A 16,900-nucleotide genomic window follows, 5' to 3' on the forward strand; every position below is an offset into this window, starting at 1 on the left:
AATAATGAATGAAGAAAAGATTGAAAAAATAATTTACGAACTTGAAAGTAAATTGTTGCTGCCCGAAGTTCGCAATTCATCAGAGGAAGTTTCCCGTCTGCTAAGTAAAGAGTTTATTGAATATTGCAGCTCCGGGGCCATATATAAATATAAAGCCAACGATTGTTTTCCCTGCCAGGGCATCGATTTCAGGATATATGATTTTGCCGTTAAAATATTGACAGAAGATTTTGTGCTAGCCACTTTTAAACTAATAAAACATTCCGAGCTGGATGAAAGCAAAAAATACTCCCTGCGCAGTTCCATCTGGCAGTTGGTTGACGGGCAATGGAAAATGATATTCCATCAGGGGACCCTTACAAAAATGTTTTGAAAAAATCAATAACACCAACGATCTCCATTTAATATCCCAACCAACGCCCATTGGCATATTCTACTCTGTTTTCGGCGGACTGACTACTTTCAAAACATGATATTCGATAAAATAACAAACCGAGACCTCGACAGTCTCGGCCCGTTGCAGCCCGAGGGCTGGGGCGATATCGTCCCGAGCTTCAAATTCTATCTGGAATTGCCGTTCTGTTTCCCGGTAAAAACTATCGTCAACGAAAAGATAGCCGGCATCGGGGCGGCCATCATCCTGGAGGGCACGGCCTGGCTGGCCCACATCATCGTCGGCCCCGAAAACCGGAAACAGGGGATTGGCAGCGAAATAACCGGCCATTTGCTGGAGCTTACCCGGGAACAGGGATGCAAAACCGTTTCCCTTATTGCCACCGCAATGGGCCGCCCGGTCTACCAAAAGATTGGATTTGCCGACCAGGAAGAGTATGTCTTTTATCAAAGGGAAACTCCTTTGGCGGACCGGAGGGTCCCGGACAGCATTTCCGGTTTCCGGGAGGAGAACCGGGCCGGTATTTTGGAGCTGGACCGGGCCCTGTCGGGCGAAGGGCGAAGCCGGCTGCTGGAGAAACATTTGCGGAATTCATATCTCCATCTATCCAGCGGACGGATGGACGGCTATTACCTCCCCGGCCTGGGCGAGGGCCTGATCATGGCGGAGAACCAACGGGCTGGCATTGAACTGCTAAAGCTGAAATTATCACTCTCCGTCAAGAATGTGCTGCCCGCCGGCAACCGGCCGGGGGTGGCCTTTATGCAGGAAATCGGTTTTAGGGAGACCAAGCGGGCCACCAGGATGGTTTGGGGCCAAAGGTTTCCCTGGCAGCCGGACAATATGTTCGGCAGGATCGCGGGGAACCTGGGATGACCGTTAATACCCGATCATATATATAAGAAAATATAATGTCCCATCATTCACCCATAGGTATCTTCGACTCCGGGTTCGGCGGGCTGACCATCTTCCGCAAGATCCGGGAGCTGATGCCGCAGTACGATTACATCTATCTGGGCGACAACGCCCGGACACCATACGGCAATCGCTCATTCGAGACGGTGCTAAAATTCACCGCCGAGGGGGTGCAGTATCTGTTCTCCCAGGGATGCCCGCTGATCATCATCGCCTGCAATACCGCCAGCGCCAAGGCCCTGCGCAGCATCCAGCAGCAGTATCTGCCCAAGACCTACCCCGAACGGAGGGTGCTGGGGGTGATCCGGCCCACGGTGGAGTCCATTCAAAGTAAAACCCTGACCGACAGCGTAGCCCTGTGGGGAACGGCCGGAACGGTCAACTCCGGGAGCTTCGTGATGGAGATGGCCAATCACGCTCCCTCGGTGAAGCTGGTCCAGCAGGCCTGCCCCCTGCTGGTGCCTTTGGTGGAGGCCGGAGAACTTGAGGGAGAGGGGCTGGACTTTTTCATAAAAAAATACTGGAAGCAAACCGAGATCCAAAATTGCAAAATTGATACACTGTTATTGGCCTGCACCCATTATCCGCTGCTCAAAAAGCAGATCGCAAAGATCATACCTCGGAACATCAATATCCTTTCTCAGGATGAGCTGGTGGCGCCCAGCCTGGCCGAGTATTTTAAGCGCCATCCGGAGATGGAGCTGCTGGTGACCACCGGGGGCGGTTGCCGGTACCTGACCACCGACCAGTGCGGCCATTTTGACAACCTGGCCAAAATCTTCATGGGACAGGAGATCTCTTCCGAGAAGATAGAACTCAAAGAAGTAAAATTGCTGGATAACCCCCGGCATATGCCGCTGAACGCCGAAAATGAAGGTGCTCCGGGATGAATATTTTCCAAAGAGATAAAAACCAGAAAACGGCCGCCGTCATGGAAAAGCCCGGCCATACCTATGAAAACCGGCTTTCGGAGAACGATCTTAATAACTATCTCACCAAGATCGGCCAGTTCACCGATCTGCTTCCGGCCATCATGGAGGGCATCAAGCAGCTTTCGGCGGCCGACAATGTCCATCTGACCGTCATTCAGGAATTCCAGGATAAACTTACCGAGATATTCCGGGGACAGGAGGAGATCGCCGGATATTCCGCCATGGTGCTGGATACCAGCCTGGATTACAACCAGGTGATCCTGGAGACCGAGGCGGTCCTCAAATCGCTGATAACATCCTTCGACCAATCGCTGGAACTTAACCGCCAACTGACCATCGGCTTGGAGAGCCTGTCGGAGATATCCAAACAACTGCAGGACCTGGTGGCGGTGATGACCGAGATGTCCCTGGCCATCAGCCAGGTCTCCCGCAACGCCGAGATAAAGGCCTTTCATGCCGGCACTGTGGGCCGGGGCTTCGGGGTGATCGCCGAGAACATGAACCTGCTGTCCCAGGAGCTGAGGAAAACCGCGGGGAAAGCCCCCGAGCTGGACTCATCCCTGAAGGAAAAGATCACCCGGGCCGTCCAGGGTTTAAGCCGGGCCAAGGACCTGGCGGCCAGCCTTAAGGAGAGCTCGACAGCCATGGAGGCCGAACTGTCGGATATCTACCAGGCCAACCAGCTGATAGTGCAGGGATTTCAGGAGATGCGCCGGCATTCAGACAGCCAGCAGGAGATAAAGGACCGGTTGCTGTCCGGCATTGCCGATATCAGCCAGATCACTGCAAATTTGGGCATAAGCCAGGAGGTGGTGGCCTCGGTGCTGACCACCGAGATGGCCAGCGTGGGGCAGATAGAGTTTGTCCGCGAGCAGCTGGAGACGGCCCGGGCGGTATGGCAGAAACGGCCCGCCCCTTCCATCCTGCGGGAGATAGCCATAAAATTGAAACATCTCCAATCGGCCTTGGGGTCTTCCGTCAGCCACTGGCACGGCCTGCAGGAATCGGTCATCGGGCTTAAAAGCACCGCCCTGCAGGAGGAGAAGATCTCCACCCAGGTATGGGCCGAAATGGAACGGCTGTTCGGGGACATCGACGGATTGGGCAACGGGGTGCAGCAAGTAGTGCTGATGCTGGAGTCGGTGACCAGCCGGGCCGATGGCCTTCAGAAAAACCTGAAAATCTCCACCGAGAACCTGGGATTGCTCCGCAGCCTGCTGGATGAATTCAGGGCCACCAGCGCCGGCATCTCCCGGGACCTGGCCGAGCTTCAGGAGACCGGCCAGGGGATCCGTTCTTTTGCGGAGCAGGTCAAGCTGCTGGCCTTCTACTCGGCGGTAGAGGTGGCCGATATGGGGCAATGGACCAAGGAGCTGGAGCCGATAGTCTCCCAGACCAGAGGCCTGGCCCTGCAGGCCGAAAGCGATTCGGCCAAGATGACGCCGATGCTGGCGGAACTCCAGAAGCAGTTCCTGAACACCGTGTTGCTGCTGGACCGGAATATAGAAATGGTCGGCCTCAATTTGACCGATATCTCGCAGGCCGATATCTCCCTGAACAAAGTGCTGGAGGAGACCGGAAGACTGTCCGCCATCGGGAGCAGCGCCAAGATCGGGATAGACGCCCAGGCGGCCGACCGCAACGGCCTGGTGGAGGTATATTCCCACTACGCCAACTCATTCCGGGCGGTCAGCAGCAACCTGGAGATGGTCCAGCGGCTGTTCAAACAGGCCCATGAATCGTTGTTGGGCTTCGGGCAGATCGCCGGACAGCTGTTCGGCCAGATAGACGAACGGATCATAAAAGAGGATTTCGGCGGGGTATTGAAATTAACCCTGCCCTCGGAGCCCCTGACCCTGGACCCGGCTATGAGGACCGACGCCACCTCCAATGAAGTGGTGGCCCAGATATACGAGGGCCTGGTGCAGTTCGATGCCGGGGTCAACGTGCTGCCTGCCATCGCCACCCACTGGAGCATATCCGGCGACGGCCAGGAATGGACCTTCAATATCAAGAAAGGGGTCAAATTCCACAACGGCAGGGAACTGACCTCCGATGATGTGAGATACACCCTGGAGAGGCTTTTGAGCCCGGGCCTGAATTCTCCCAACGCCTATTTCGTGGATATGATAGAGGGGGCGGCCGATTTCCGGGCCAGCCGGACCAATTCCGTCAAGGGGATCAGGATCATTGATTCCCACACCCTGATCATCCGGCTGGAATCGGCCTATATGCCCTTTCTGGCAAATCTGGCATCCTCGGTAACGGCCATTGTCCCCAAGGAGGAAGTGTTGAAGGCCGGGGACAATTTAAGCAGTAATCCCATCGGAACCGGTCCCTTTAAGTTTAAGGAATGGATACCCGGCAGTAAAATCGAGCTTGAAAGGTTCAACGACTATTACGAGCAGAAGGTCTCCCTGAGGGGGATCATTTACCATATAAACATTTCCGATGACCAGCGGAGCGAAAAGCTGGAGCGCCGGGAGATAGACCAGCTGGAGGTCAGGGGCAAGGAGAGGGAGGCGATCTGCTCCCTGGGAAGCTGCCTGGTGGAAAAGCTTCCGGCCCTGAACATCCAGTATGTCTGCATAAACGTCAGCATGGCTACACCCTTCGTGGACAAGCGGGTGAGGCAGGCCCTGAACTATGCCATAAATAAGAACAACCTGATCGATGCCAGCAGCCTGCGGGCCGAGGCCACGGTGGCCAGGGGGGTTTTCCCGCCGGGACTGGCGGCCCACAACCCCGATCTGAAGGGATATGACTACAGCCCGGAAAAGACCAAAGCCCTGCTGGCCCAGGCCGGCTACGCCGGCGGCCTGCCGGGCGAATATCTGATGGATATCCGGGACAACCGGGAGCAGATGGAGAGGGCCGAGATAATGATCAACGATTGCCGCAAGGCGGGCATAATGCTGAGGGCCAATCCCCTGCCCTGGAAGGAGCTGTTGGAGAGATCCTACGAAGGGCAGGCGGTCCTGTCGGTCCGGGGCTGGTCCTCCGATAACGGCGATCCCGACAATTTCCTCTATCCGCTGTTCCACTCCAAGAACTGGGGCCGGCCGGGGAATACCTCGTTCTATAGATCTTTGAAAGTAGACGAGATGCTGATCCGGGCCCTGGCGATGAGAAACCCGGTGGAACGCCTGAATTTCTACCGGGAGATAGAGCGGCTGGTGGTGGAGGATGCCCCCTGGGTATTTCTCTACCATTCCATGAAATATACCGCCACCAATCCTTACGTCCACGGCTGCCGGATCCGCCCCATGGGGGCGGCCCGGCTGAAGGACTGCTGGATGGAGACGGAATGAAAATATAGATGGCGATCCCCAGCGACATCACCGTATCCTCCCAGCAGACCCCGGTCCGGCTGGACCGGTATCTTATCTGCCAGGGCCTGAATATCTCCCGCAACCGGATACAGGGCCTGATCCAATCCGGCAACATCACCGTCAACGGCCGCCGGTCGGCCCCCTCCTATCTGGTCCGGCCCGGCGACCAGGTCCACCTCCGGCAGGAGACCGGACCCTTAAAAAGAGACCGGCCCCAGGCAGAGGACCTCCCGCTGGAGGTGGTGTTCGAGGACGGCGACCTGATGGTGGTCAACAAGCCGGCCGGTATGGTGGTCCATCCGGCGGCCGGCAATTACAGCGGGACGCTGGTCAACGCCCTGCTTCATCACTCCGATCAACTTTCGGATGCCGGAGACGGCCAGCGGCCCGGCATACTGCACCGGCTGGACAAGGACACCTCGGGTCTGCTGCTGGTGGCCAAGTCCGACCAGGCCCACGCCGTCCTGGCCCGGCAGATGGGGGCCCGCAAGATCACCCGGCGTTATCAGGCGCTGGCCTGGGGCCTGATGGCGGCGGCGGAGGGAACCATCAATGCCCCCATCGGCCGGTCCGCCTTCGACCGCAAGAAAATGGATGTCTCGGCCATCCGGGGCCGGAATGCAATCACCCATTACCGGGTGCTGGGAGAGTACAGGATAGCCAGCCATCTGGAGCTGAAGTTGGAGACCGGCCGCACCCATCAGATAAGGGTCCATCTCAAACATCTGGGGCATCCCATAGTGGGTGATATTACTTACGGCGGCACCGGAAAACAGGTGATAACAACTTTTGCCCGGCGCGATCCCGGCTCGGCCGAAAGTATTCTGTCATCCATCGGCCGCCAAGCCCTGCATGCCGCGGTCCTGGGGTTCATCCACCCCGTCACCGGAAAATACCTGGAGTTTTCATCTCCGCTTCCGAACGATATCCAGGGGCTGATCAAAACCCTGAAAGCCCTTTAACCCTTGACAAGCAGGATAATAAATTGGTATATTTAAGCTTGTCATATTTTTGGCACAAATAACTGGTAGGAGGAATATCATGAGGTTCATCAAAACGCTGACATTGTCGGCAATAATGTCTGCATTATTAATTGCTACCGGGCAGGCTTATAATCCGCCGGCCTTCGACGGAGGCTGCGGGACCTTCAAGGTCTCATCGGCCCGAACCCTGGGACGGGGAATGCTGGGAGTGGGCTTTTTGGAGTCGGACCTCTCCTCCCGGTCGCTGATAAAGGGCGATCTTCTTTTTCAAGGGGACACCATGACCGGAGGCAAAGGAGACCAGCACTACACGGCCTGGTCCCGGCTTTCAATAACCTATGCTCCGCTGGATTATTTTGAATTCTCCATCGCCCCGCGGATGTACGCGGTATATGACAAGCACTCCAACGTCGAAGGGGTCATCTCCGACCGGATCCGTTATGACGGCATCAACAACGACCTGGCAAAGTTCTGGCTGAGGGATCTGTTGATAAAGGTCAAAGGCAGTTATCCTTCCAAGGTTTATGGCCGGGCCAGATTTTCGTATGCCGTCGGCCTGGAGCCGTTTATTTCCATAGGCTTTCCCGGCACCACCGAATATATATATACCGACAATACCACCTTGGCCGAGCAGCCGGACTCTTTTTTGGCCACCCATGGCTTCGGCAATCTGATCCCCCACAGCACCGATTTGGGAGCCAAGTTTTTGACCACTTTGTCTCTGGGCCCGGCCTCGCTGCACGGCAACATCGGGTATCTAAAAGCCGGCAGTGCCAAGCCAGCTTTTATGGTTGATTATTCCCAGCTGGTTCCTGCCCGGGACACCCTGCCGATGGATTCAACCGCCCGCCGGTGGTATGTGGATTCGGTGCTGATGGTGGATCCGGACAGCTGGACCCATCCCGCCAAGGAAACCACCGTGGTCAGGGAAAATCAGATACTTTGGGGTCTCGGACTGGAGATAGACGCCGGTCCTTATGTTACCTTCGTTCTTGAAGCCGGTGGAGAAAAACTCAGCGGTAAAAAGTCATTCTTCTACAACAGTCCGGCCAGGATCACCCCAGGTATCCGATTCAAGACCCCGGGCGGCTTCACCATCGACGGCGGCTGCGAGTTCAAAATGGGCAGCCACTCCTCGGCTCCGGAGTGGAACGCCCTGTTCGGCTTCTCGGTCTCCTCCCAGACCCTGGCCAAGGCCAAGCCGGTGCCCCAGGGGGTGATCTCGGGCAAGGTGCTGATCGCCAACACCGATTCCCTTCTGATGGCCACCATCACCATGCCGGGCTACCTGGTGGACTCCGCCGGGCAGGCCAAACCGATCCTGCAGAAGATAGACGGCAGCTTCTCCATCACCGTTCCTCCGGGAACCTACCGGATGAGGGTGTCGGCCGGAGACTCCTTCCTGTGGCAGGAGCGCCCGGCAATCGTGGCCGACGGCCAGACCCTGATGCTGGACTTTCCCGTCAAGCGTAAGGAATTCCCCAAGGGGACCATCACCGGAAAAGTGGTGGACAAGAAGACCGGCAACCCCATGGGCGCCACATTATATTTCTACGGCCCGGATAGGAAGGCCATGGACAACCCGGCCACCAGCGATTTGCTGACCGGCATCTACAGCATCCAGCTGCCTCCCAACATCTACAACATCCAGGCCCATGCCGAGGGCTACAACATCGAGACCGCCCCGGCCCCGGTCAACGACAAGCAGACCTTCATCCAGAACTTCGAGATGCGGATGATCCCCAAGAAGGGCGAGAAGGTGGTGCTATCCGGGATCAAGTTCCGTACCGGCAAGGCCGACATCATGGCCAGTTCAATGCTGATTCTTGACGGGGCCGCCAAGCTGCTGAAGGAGAATCCCACCATCAAGGTGGAGATCGGCGGGCATACCGACAGCCGGGGCAGCAGAGTCAGGAACCAGAAGCTTTCCGAGGCCAGGGCTTACTCGGTCCGCAATTACCTGATCAACAAGCATGGCATAGCCGGAGAACGGCTGACCGCGGTGGGCTACGGCGAGGATATGCCGATGGAGACCAACAAGACGGTAAGGGGCCGGGCGGCCAACCGCCGGATAGAGTTCGTGGTGATGAGCCAGCAGTAAACGGCTATCATCATGATCAAGGCGGAGGATGGAGACATCCTTCGCCTTTTTGTTATTTTACATGCCAGCTTTTCAGGTTGACAATAACCCCGCAATTAGGCTATTATTAACCATCTATCAACCCGATGGTAATCAGTCAAATGCATAATATCATCTTATACGAGGATCATCTGTATCCCGAGCTGTATCCCCTGACCTATCTCCGGCCGGTCTGGGACTTGAAGTGCGGGGCTTTTTCGCTGAAACAGCGGATGGAAAAAGGCGTCAAGCCGGCAATCGTTCACCAATGGACCAGCCGGGAAAGGATCGCTTTTTCCGCCAGCCCGGCATTCGGCCAGGGGCCGGTGGTTCTGGTCAACGGGAGGGCCTTCATCTCCCAAAAGGATTTGTCCGCATTGCTGAAAGCCAAAGGGAAGGCGGCGGTCACCGGCGACGGCTTTATCGCCGCGCTGAAGCTGGACGATGCCTCGGGCATCGGGAAAATATTGTCCTCCGACCCGGATGAAAGCCTTTTGCTCAAGCTGGCCGAAGGGGCCAGGAGGATATCATCATCAGCAAAATTGTTCCGCCACCTGTGGGAGGTGGTGGAGCACAACGGACCGGCCATAGAACACGATGCCGGTTATTTCAAGAGCAGTTCCCTCCCAATGTCCAAAGGTTCATACCTGCTGGGGAAACGCAGCGATCTGAAATCATCCGCCAAGGCCGTCATCGAGCCGGGATCGGTCATAGACACCCGGCAGGGTCCGGTGATCATCGAAGCCGGGGCGGTGATCCGGCCCTTCAGCCGGATAGATGGGCCCTGCTACATCGGGCCGGATTGCCTGATAGACGGTGCCAAGCTCCGGCCCGGGGTTTCCGCCGGGCGGGGCTGCAAGCTGGCCGGGGAGATAGAGGCAACGGTGATCTTGGATTTCTCCAACAAACACCACGACGGATTTCTGGGCCACAGCTATCTGGGCAGCTGGGTGAACCTGGGGGCCCAGACCTGCAACTCCGATCTCAAGAACAACTACGGCAATATCATCGTCTGGGCCAACGATAAACATATCGATTCCGGCCGGATCAAGGCGGGCTGTTTCATCGGCGACCACAGCAAGACCGCCATCGGCACCATGATCAACACCGGAACGGTGGTGGGGATCGGCTGCAACATCTTCGGCGGTCCGGTGAAAAAATACCTGCCATCCTTCAGCTGGGGCTGCAGCGACCTGTTCCACGACCACAAGCTGGAGAAGGTCCTGGCCACCTGCCGGATGGTAATGGCCAGGAGAAAAATGGAGATGCCGGAGAGGGATGTCGAGCTGATGAAAAAGATCTTTGAGGCTACGGCCCGGGACCGGGAAAATATATCCGGAGGGAAGCAGCGATGAAGGCGATCATCATGGCCGGGGGCTTCGGCACCCGCTTAAGGCCGCTTACCTGCCAGATCCCCAAGCCGATGGTGCCCATGGTCAACCGGCCGATGATGGAGCATATCATCATGCTTTTGAAGGAGCACCAGATCACCGAGATGGTGGCCCTGCTGTTCCACCAAGCGGAGAGCATCTCCGACTACTTCGGCGACGGCACGGGCTTCGGGGTCAAGATAGAATACATCCGGCCGGACTCCGATTACGGCACCGCCGGGGCGGTGGGCATGGCCCGGGAGCTTTTGAAGGAGCCGTTCATCGTCATCTCCGGCGATCTGCTGACCGACTTCGACCTGGGCGGGATCATTGCCTTTCACAATAAAAAGAAGGCCCTGGCCACCATCACTCTGACCCGGGTGGCCAATCCATTGGAATACGGGATAGTGATCACTGACCAGGATGACCGGATCAGCCGCTTTCTGGAGAAGCCCACCTGGGGACAGGTGTTCTCCGACACCATCAACACCGGGATCTATGTCTTTCAGCCGGAGATCTTCGACCTGATACCTGTTAAAAAAGAATTCGATTTTTCCCAGGACCTTTTTCCTCTGATCCTGTCCCAGAACAAGCCGCTCTATGGCTGCATCACCAACGGATACTGGCGGGACATCGGCAATATCACCGAGTACCGCCAGGCCCATCTGGACGCCCTGAAGGGCGAGGTCCGGGTGGACATCGAGGGCGACCGCTTAAACCTGATCGGCAAGGACATCTGGGTGGGCAAGGGCTCCAGCATCAACGCCAAGAATTCCCGGCTGACCGGGGCGGTGATCATGGGCCGGAACGTCACGGTGGGCCAGGGGACCCACCTGCATGACGTGGTCGTCGGCAATGACTGCCATATCGGCCAGGACGCCTTCATCGAGCATTCCATCATCTGGTCGGGCTGTCATATAGGAGATAAAGCCCGGGTCGAGGAGGCCATCGTCTGCGACGGGGTGGAGATCGGCAGCCAGGCGGTGATCGAACAGCACGCCATTCTCAGCAGCCAGGTGAAGATCGGCAGCCAGGCCCGGGTCAGCGCCAATGTCAAGGTGTGGCCGGGAAAATCGGTGGATGACCAGGCGGTGCTGACCTCCAGCCTGATCTGGGGCGACCGCTGGTTCAAGGAGTTCTTTGCCGGGCCCCGGGTGACCGGGCTGGCCAACATGGAGATGACCCCGGAGTTCGCCGCCAAACTGGGGGCGGCCTACGGAGCGCTGTTGGGCAAGGGATCGGTGGTGCTGACCAGCCGGGACAGCCACCCGGTCAGCCGGATGATCAACCGGGCGGTGATATCCGGGCTTCTTTCGGCCGGGGTCAAGGTCCACGAGCTGCGGGCCCTGCCCATCCCCATCGTCCGCTACCAACTCAAGACCGGCGGGGACCAGGGCGGGCTGCACACCAGAAAATCGCCCTTCGATCCCAAGATGGTGGACATCATCTTCTTCGACAAGGACGGCAAGGACCTCCCGGCCGGGAAGATCAAGAACCTGGAGCGGATGTTTTTGCGGGAGGATTTTTCAAGGGCCCAGCCCGAGGACACCGGGGTGATTGAATTCCCCCACCGGGTGATGGAGGGCTACCGGGAGGGCCTGCTGTCATACATCGACACCCAGGCCATCCGGGAGGCCAAATACAAAGTGGTGATAGATTACGCCTACGGGGCGGCGGCCGGGATCTTTCCCTCCATCCTGGGGGAGCTGGGCATCGAGGTGGTGGCCCTGAACGCCTTTGAGAACCCGGAGAAGCTCACCAAGAGCGGGGATGATTTCGTGGCCTCCCAGCAGAGGCTGTCCCAGATGGTGCAGTCCATAAAGGCCGATGTGGGCTTTCTTTTGGACAGCGGGGCGGAGCGGGTCTTCTTAGTGGACGAGCAGGGAAAGATAATGGACGAGGACCAGGCCCTGGCGGCGGTCTGCCTGCTGGTGATGAAGGGCCGGACGGTCAAGGAACTGGCGGTGCCGGTGACGGCCTCCCGGGCCATCGAGGAGATGGCCCAGAAATACCAGGTCAGGGTCAAGCGCAGCCGGATAGACAACCGGTCGCTGATTGAAGAGGCCGCCAGCGAGAACGTGGCCTTTGTGGCCAGCCGCCGGGGCGGCTATATCTTCCCGGAATTCCAGCCGGCCTTCGACGCCATGCTGTCCATCACCAAGATACTGGAGCTGATGGCGCTGACCGGAAGCAAACTGGGGAGCATCACTTCCGAGATCCCCCCAAGCCACATGGTCAAGAAGAACATCCCCTGCCCCTGGAGCAAGAAGGGCCTGGTCTTAAGGACCCTGATGGAGCAGACCAAGGACCACCCGGAGAAGCAGTTCATCGACGGCATCAAACTGTTCTACGGCCGGGACTGGGTGCAGGTGCTGCCCGATCCCAACCGGGAGCTGTTCCACATCAATGCCGAGGCCGACGATCAAAACCGGGCCCAAGAATTGGTGAATGAATACACCAGGAAGATAGAAGAATGCTTAAAGTAGGCAAAAACAGGATCGTTTTGGCCGCTATTGTCCTGGCGGTCCTGATCGTCTTTGCAGTTATCTATAATAATTGGCTGAGCCCCAAAGCCAAGGTCAAGGCCGTCGTGGAGCAGACCACCAAGGCCTTTCTGATTAAGAATAAAGCGCTGATCATGGAAAACATCAGCCCGGATTTCTATTGTGATCCTTTCGACAAGCCCAAGGTGGACACCAGCCTGACCCTGTTCTTCCGAGAGTTCGAAAAGGCCAAGGTCACCCTTAACGACCAGAAGGTTCAGGTAACGGGAGATGAGGCAACGGATACCATCGGGGTCATCGTAGTAGTGAGCCGGGGAGGCGAGCAGGGGTTCATTTTGGGATCTTTCGGCAATCCGGCCCGTTTGACCCTTAAATTGAAAAAACGTAAAAAATGGCAGATAACCGGGGTCGAGGGTTTGAAAATCTATTGATTTTAAGGTATAATTACCGAGAACCAGACGACACCGAACTGAAATTTTTAGGTTCGGTGTTTTTTATACACTTCACCCAGCAGTAAACCAGGAGAATCAAATGTCCGAACATTTGGGAAACCAGATCCCGGAAAGGGCCGAGAGAATCCATAAGCTTGAAGAACTGAAAAAGATGGGGATAGATCTCTACCCCTATTCCTATCAGGCCGACATCAAGGCGGCCGAGATACTGGCCGCCCCAGACCAGCTGATCGAATCGGGACGCGAGGTTAAGGCGGCCGGCCGGATAGTGGCCATCCGGGGCCACGGCAAGGCGGCCTTTCTGCACCTGTCGGACGACAGCGGCAAGATACAATGCTACATCCGCCAGGACGAGGTGGGCGAAGAGAACTACAGGGCCTTCAAGCTGTATGATCTGGGTGACTTCATCGGCGTGGCGGGAAAGATCTTCCGGACCAAGACCGGGGAGGTAAGCATCCACGCCAAGGAGGTGGTCCTGCTGTCCAAGTCCCTGCTGCCCCTGCCGGAAAAATTTCACGGCCTGCAGGATGTGGAGCTGCGCTACCGCAAGAGATACCTGGACCTGATCGCCAACCCGGAGGTCAAGCAGCTGTTCATCAAGCGCACCAGATTCGTCAAGGCCCTGCGCGATTTCATGGATGCCAAGGGGTTCATGGAGGTGGAGACGCCGTGTCTGGAGCTGATACCCGGCGGGGCCGACGCCCAGCCCTTCACCACCCATCACAACACCCTGGATATCGATATGTTCCTGCGGATATCGCTGGAGCTTCACCTCAAGCGGCTGATCGTGGGCGGTTATGACAAGGTCTACGAGATGGGCCGGGTGTTCCGCAACGAGGGGATGAGCCCCCAGCATCTGCAGGAATTCACCATGATGGAGTTCTACTGGGCCTACGCCGATTACAACCAGCTGATGCCCTTGGTGGAGGAGATGTACATCACCCTGCTGGAAAAGACCTTCGGCAGTCTGGAGATAACCTTCGAGGACAAGGTCCTCAATTTCAAAGGGCCCTGGCCCCGCTATGACTACCGCCAGCTGCTGATAGACAAGTCCGGGGTGGACCTGGACCAGTATCCCACCACCGAATCGCTGATACCCAAGCTCAAGGAGATGGGCATCAAGCCCGATCCCAAGCTGGGACGGGGGCGCCTGATAGACCAGCTTTATAAAAAATTCGTCCGGCCGGAGCTCACCCAGCCGTGCTTCCTGATAGATCATCCGCTGGACGTTTCGCCTTTGGCCAAGAAACATCCCACCCGCCAGGGATATGTCCAGCGCTTCCAGGTGCTGTTCGCCGGGGCCGAGGTGGGCAACGGTTTCTCCGAGCTCAACGATCCGCTGGACCAGCGGGCCAGGTTCGAGGAACAGGCCCGGCTGCGGGAGAAGGGCGACACCGAGGCCCAGATGTACGACCGGGATTTCGTCGAGGCCCTGGAACACGGGATGCCGCCCTGCGGCGGGTTCGGGGTGGGCATGGACCGGTTCTTCGCCATCGTCAGCAATTCCACCTCGGTGCGGGAGATCGTGTTCTTTCCCACCATGAAGCCGGAATGATCCGCAAATAATTTCAACTTGATATTTTAAATTGTAAATTGCAAAATAATTGAATGTCCTACGAATTTTTCATAGCCGTAAGGCACCTCAAGGCCAAGCGAAGGACCGGATTCATCTCGGTGGTCAGCTTGATCTCCCTGGCCGGGATCACCGTGGGCGTGGGGGCTCTGGTGATAGTCCTTTCGGTGATGAATGGTTTCCAGACCGACCTGCGCAACCGGATACTGGGGACCAACGCCCATGTGATAATCCTGAAATACCACAATCAGCCCATCGAAGGCTATCATGAACTGATCGCCCGGATAGATTCCCTGCCGGGCATCATCGGCAGTTCGCCTTTTATTTACACCAAGAGCATGATCGCGGTGGGCAGCCGGGTGGACGGGGTGGTCCTGCGGGGGGTGGATCCAGAGATTGAAAAATCCATAACCGATATCTCCCGCAATATGATCACCGGGGATTACGATTTCACGGCCTATTCCGACAGCCTTCCGGCCATAGTGCTGGGGGTGGACCTGGCCGACCGGCTGGTGGCCCACCTGGGCGACACCGTCACCGTGGCCTCACCCCAGGCCGCCCGGGCCACACCTTTGGGACTGGTGCCCCGGGCCAGGCAGTTCCGGCTGGTGGGGGTGTTCGATGCCGGAATGTACGAATATAATTCCACCCTGGCGTTCATCGGCCTCAACGAGGCCCAGGATTTTCTGGACATGGGCGCTGCGGTGACCGGCATCGAGGTCAAGATCACGGACATCTACCAGGCCCAGCAGGTGGGGCGGGAGATCGTCAAAAAGCTCGGCCCTGCCCAGTACCGCTATAACGACTGGATACAGCTGAACTGGAGTCTTTTTTCGGCCCTCAAACTGGAGAAGACGGTGATGTTCCTGATCCTGGTGCTGATCATAATGGTGGCGGCCTTCAATATCATCTCCAGCCTGATCATGACGGTGATCGAGAAGACCCGGGAGATAGGCATCCTCAAATCCATGGGGGCCACCTCCCGCAGCATCATGCGGATATTCGTCTACGAGGGGTTGATGATCGGCCTGGTGGGGACGCTGCTGGGGCTGGGGCTGGGCTATGTGATGTGCCTGCTGCTGGCCAAGTACCAGTTCATCGATCTGCCGGCCGACGTCTATTTCATCAACAAGCTGCCGGTGCAGATCCAGCCCTGGGATTTCGTCTTGGTGGCGGCGGCGGCGGTGTTGATCAGCTTTCTGGCCACCATCTACCCGGCCTGGAAGGCATCGCGGCTGGACCCGGTGGAGGCCATAAGATATGAATAATAAACTCAGGTAAAATATTTAAAATGAAAAACAAAACCATACTTTCCATCATTCTATCAACCTTATGGCTATCGGCACAGCCGGTAAGGGCCTTCGACCGGGTCTATACCATGGGCGATAAGATAGATTCCTCGCCGTTGATAGTCTATGCCAATGTGCAGGAAGCGAAGGAATTGGCGGCCAAAAAGAAAAAAAACAGCGGACCAGAGGAGATCGTCGGCGATTATCTTTACCGGCTGAAGGTGCTGGAGGTGGTCAAGGGCAGCCCGAAGATAAAAGAGGTCATGGTCATCCAGTCCCCTGAATTCCGGGCCGATCCCCGGTATTTTACCCAGGGCCAGAATGTCATTGCCTTTTTAAAGCCCAACAGTCTTTCCGGGAAATTCCTGTCCAGATACCGCCTGCCGAGGATGGTCTATTACGAATGCTTCGCCAACAAGCAGGGAATGATGGCCCTAGCAGATTCTACCCGGGAATTCTACCTGGGAAGCATCAAAAAATACCTCTCGGCCAAGCGGGCCAAAAGATCCAAGAGGGCTGCAGAATGGGTCTCTTTGCTGGAAAACGCTCCGGACGAACTTAAAGAGAACGCCCTGTTGGAACTTTCAACCAGGCCGTATTATCCGGCCATAAATATTTTCATACGATGTTTGGGCGAAGAAAATCTGACAACCCTGGCGCATAAAAATTTAAAACTTTTTCCACCGGACAGTTTGGAGGCCAGGCTCGATTCGTTGATGAAGTTTCAGAAAAGCGACTCAAGACTGGTCAGGGTAAACCTGATAAAATTGGTCTCGCCCATCCATGATGATAAGGTGTTTAAATTTCTGCAGAGATCATTGAAGGACGACAAGTTCGAGGTGAGGGCCACCGCCGCCCAGAGCCTGGAGGGTTGGACCGACAAGAAGGCCGTCAAGTCTCTCAAGAAAGCCCTGGACGACGATGACGATTATGTCCGCAGTGCGGCCTATGAGGCGCTGACCAAACAGGGATTCCAGATCGAAAAGAAGGACGACCTAACCTACAAGATCCTGCAGGAACCGGGAAAGAAAAATTAG

The 16,900-nt window shown here is 56.8% G+C and carries 12 protein-coding genes; all 12 read left to right on the forward strand.

Annotated elements, in window-relative coordinates; genetic code table 11:
* Positions 1-4 precede the first annotated feature (4 nt).
* The 12 genes from A2273_10165 to A2273_10220 all read left to right on the forward strand — a co-directional run bounded on the left by A2273_10165 (position 5) and on the right by A2273_10220 (position 16,900).
* Entirely contained in the window at positions 5-373 is a 369-nt protein-coding gene (locus tag A2273_10165; protein OGF08984.1) for a hypothetical protein, read from the forward strand.
* A gap of 96 nt (positions 374-469) precedes the next feature.
* Positions 470-1,270, forward strand: a complete 801-nt coding sequence (locus A2273_10170; GenBank protein ID OGF08985.1) for a hypothetical protein — start codon at positions 470-472, stop codon at positions 1,268-1,270.
* 35 nt (positions 1,271-1,305) lie between these two features.
* Positions 1,306-2,199, forward strand: coding sequence for a glutamate racemase (locus tag A2273_10175; protein OGF08986.1), 894 nt, complete (start codon positions 1,306-1,308; stop codon positions 2,197-2,199).
* A complete protein-coding gene (locus tag A2273_10180; protein OGF08987.1) occupies positions 2,196-5,552 on the forward strand; it encodes a hypothetical protein in 3,357 nt (1,118 codons plus the stop codon). The genes A2273_10175 and A2273_10180 overlap by 4 nt, the downstream gene beginning before the upstream one ends.
* 8 nt (positions 5,553-5,560) lie before the next feature.
* Positions 5,561-6,535 carry a hypothetical protein gene (locus tag A2273_10185; protein ID OGF08988.1) on the forward strand — a complete coding sequence of 325 codons (975 nt, stop codon included), beginning with the start codon at positions 5,561-5,563 and terminating at the stop codon, positions 6,533-6,535.
* Between the two features lie 79 nt (positions 6,536-6,614).
* Positions 6,615-8,657 (forward strand): hypothetical protein, encoded by a 2,043-nt coding sequence (locus A2273_10190; protein OGF08989.1) that lies wholly within the window; start codon positions 6,615-6,617, stop codon positions 8,655-8,657.
* Positions 8,658-8,797: 140 nt separating this feature from the next.
* On the forward strand, positions 8,798-10,030 hold the full coding sequence (locus A2273_10195) for a hypothetical protein (GenBank protein ID OGF08990.1): 1,233 nt from the start codon (positions 8,798-8,800) through the stop codon (positions 10,028-10,030).
* The gene (locus A2273_10200) at positions 10,027-12,531 is read left to right on the forward strand and encodes a hypothetical protein (GenBank protein OGF08991.1); all 2,505 of its coding nucleotides are present in this window, start codon (positions 10,027-10,029) and stop codon (positions 12,529-12,531) included. The genes A2273_10195 and A2273_10200 overlap by 4 nt, the downstream gene beginning before the upstream one ends.
* Positions 12,519-12,980 (forward strand): hypothetical protein, encoded by a 462-nt coding sequence (locus tag A2273_10205; protein ID OGF08992.1) that lies wholly within the window; start codon positions 12,519-12,521, stop codon positions 12,978-12,980. The genes A2273_10200 and A2273_10205 overlap by 13 nt, the downstream gene beginning before the upstream one ends.
* Positions 12,981-13,080: 100 nt before the next feature.
* Positions 13,081-14,556 carry a lysine--tRNA ligase gene (locus A2273_10210; protein ID OGF08993.1) on the forward strand — a complete coding sequence of 492 codons (1,476 nt, stop codon included), beginning with the start codon at positions 13,081-13,083 and terminating at the stop codon, positions 14,554-14,556.
* A 53-nt stretch (positions 14,557-14,609) separates the two neighbouring features.
* The gene (locus tag A2273_10215; protein ID OGF08994.1) at positions 14,610-15,842 is read left to right on the forward strand and encodes an ABC transporter permease; all 1,233 of its coding nucleotides are present in this window, start codon (positions 14,610-14,612) and stop codon (positions 15,840-15,842) included.
* Positions 15,843-15,865: 23 nt separating this feature from the next.
* A complete protein-coding gene (locus A2273_10220; protein ID OGF08995.1) occupies positions 15,866-16,900 on the forward strand; it encodes a hypothetical protein in 1,035 nt (344 codons plus the stop codon).

This window comes from Candidatus Edwardsbacteria bacterium RifOxyA12_full_54_48 (assembly GCA_001777915.1).
GTDB lineage: Bacteria > Edwardsbacteria > AC1 > AC1 > EtOH8 > UBA2226.

Excerpts from the sequence above, each read along its gene's own strand:
- A2273_10165 (OGF08984.1), top strand. The coding sequence starts at position 5 with ATGAATGAAGAAAAGATTGAAAAAATAATTTACGAACTTGAAAGTAAA.
- A2273_10170 (OGF08985.1), top strand. The coding sequence starts at position 470 with ATGATATTCGATAAAATAACAAACCGAGACCTCGACAGTCTCGGCCCG.
- A2273_10175 (OGF08986.1), top strand. The coding sequence starts at position 1,306 with ATGTCCCATCATTCACCCATAGGTATCTTCGACTCCGGGTTCGGCGGG.
- A2273_10180 (OGF08987.1), top strand. The coding sequence starts at position 2,196 with ATGAATATTTTCCAAAGAGATAAAAACCAGAAAACGGCCGCCGTCATG.
- A2273_10185 (OGF08988.1), top strand. The coding sequence starts at position 5,561 with ATGGCGATCCCCAGCGACATCACCGTATCCTCCCAGCAGACCCCGGTC.
- A2273_10190 (OGF08989.1), top strand. The coding sequence starts at position 6,615 with ATGAGGTTCATCAAAACGCTGACATTGTCGGCAATAATGTCTGCATTA.
- A2273_10195 (OGF08990.1), top strand. The coding sequence starts at position 8,798 with ATGCATAATATCATCTTATACGAGGATCATCTGTATCCCGAGCTGTAT.
- A2273_10200 (OGF08991.1), top strand. The coding sequence starts at position 10,027 with ATGAAGGCGATCATCATGGCCGGGGGCTTCGGCACCCGCTTAAGGCCG.
- A2273_10205 (OGF08992.1), top strand. The coding sequence starts at position 12,519 with ATGCTTAAAGTAGGCAAAAACAGGATCGTTTTGGCCGCTATTGTCCTG.
- A2273_10210 (OGF08993.1), top strand. The coding sequence starts at position 13,081 with ATGTCCGAACATTTGGGAAACCAGATCCCGGAAAGGGCCGAGAGAATC.
- A2273_10215 (OGF08994.1), top strand. The coding sequence starts at position 14,610 with ATGTCCTACGAATTTTTCATAGCCGTAAGGCACCTCAAGGCCAAGCGA.
- A2273_10220 (OGF08995.1), top strand. The coding sequence starts at position 15,866 with ATGAAAAACAAAACCATACTTTCCATCATTCTATCAACCTTATGGCTA.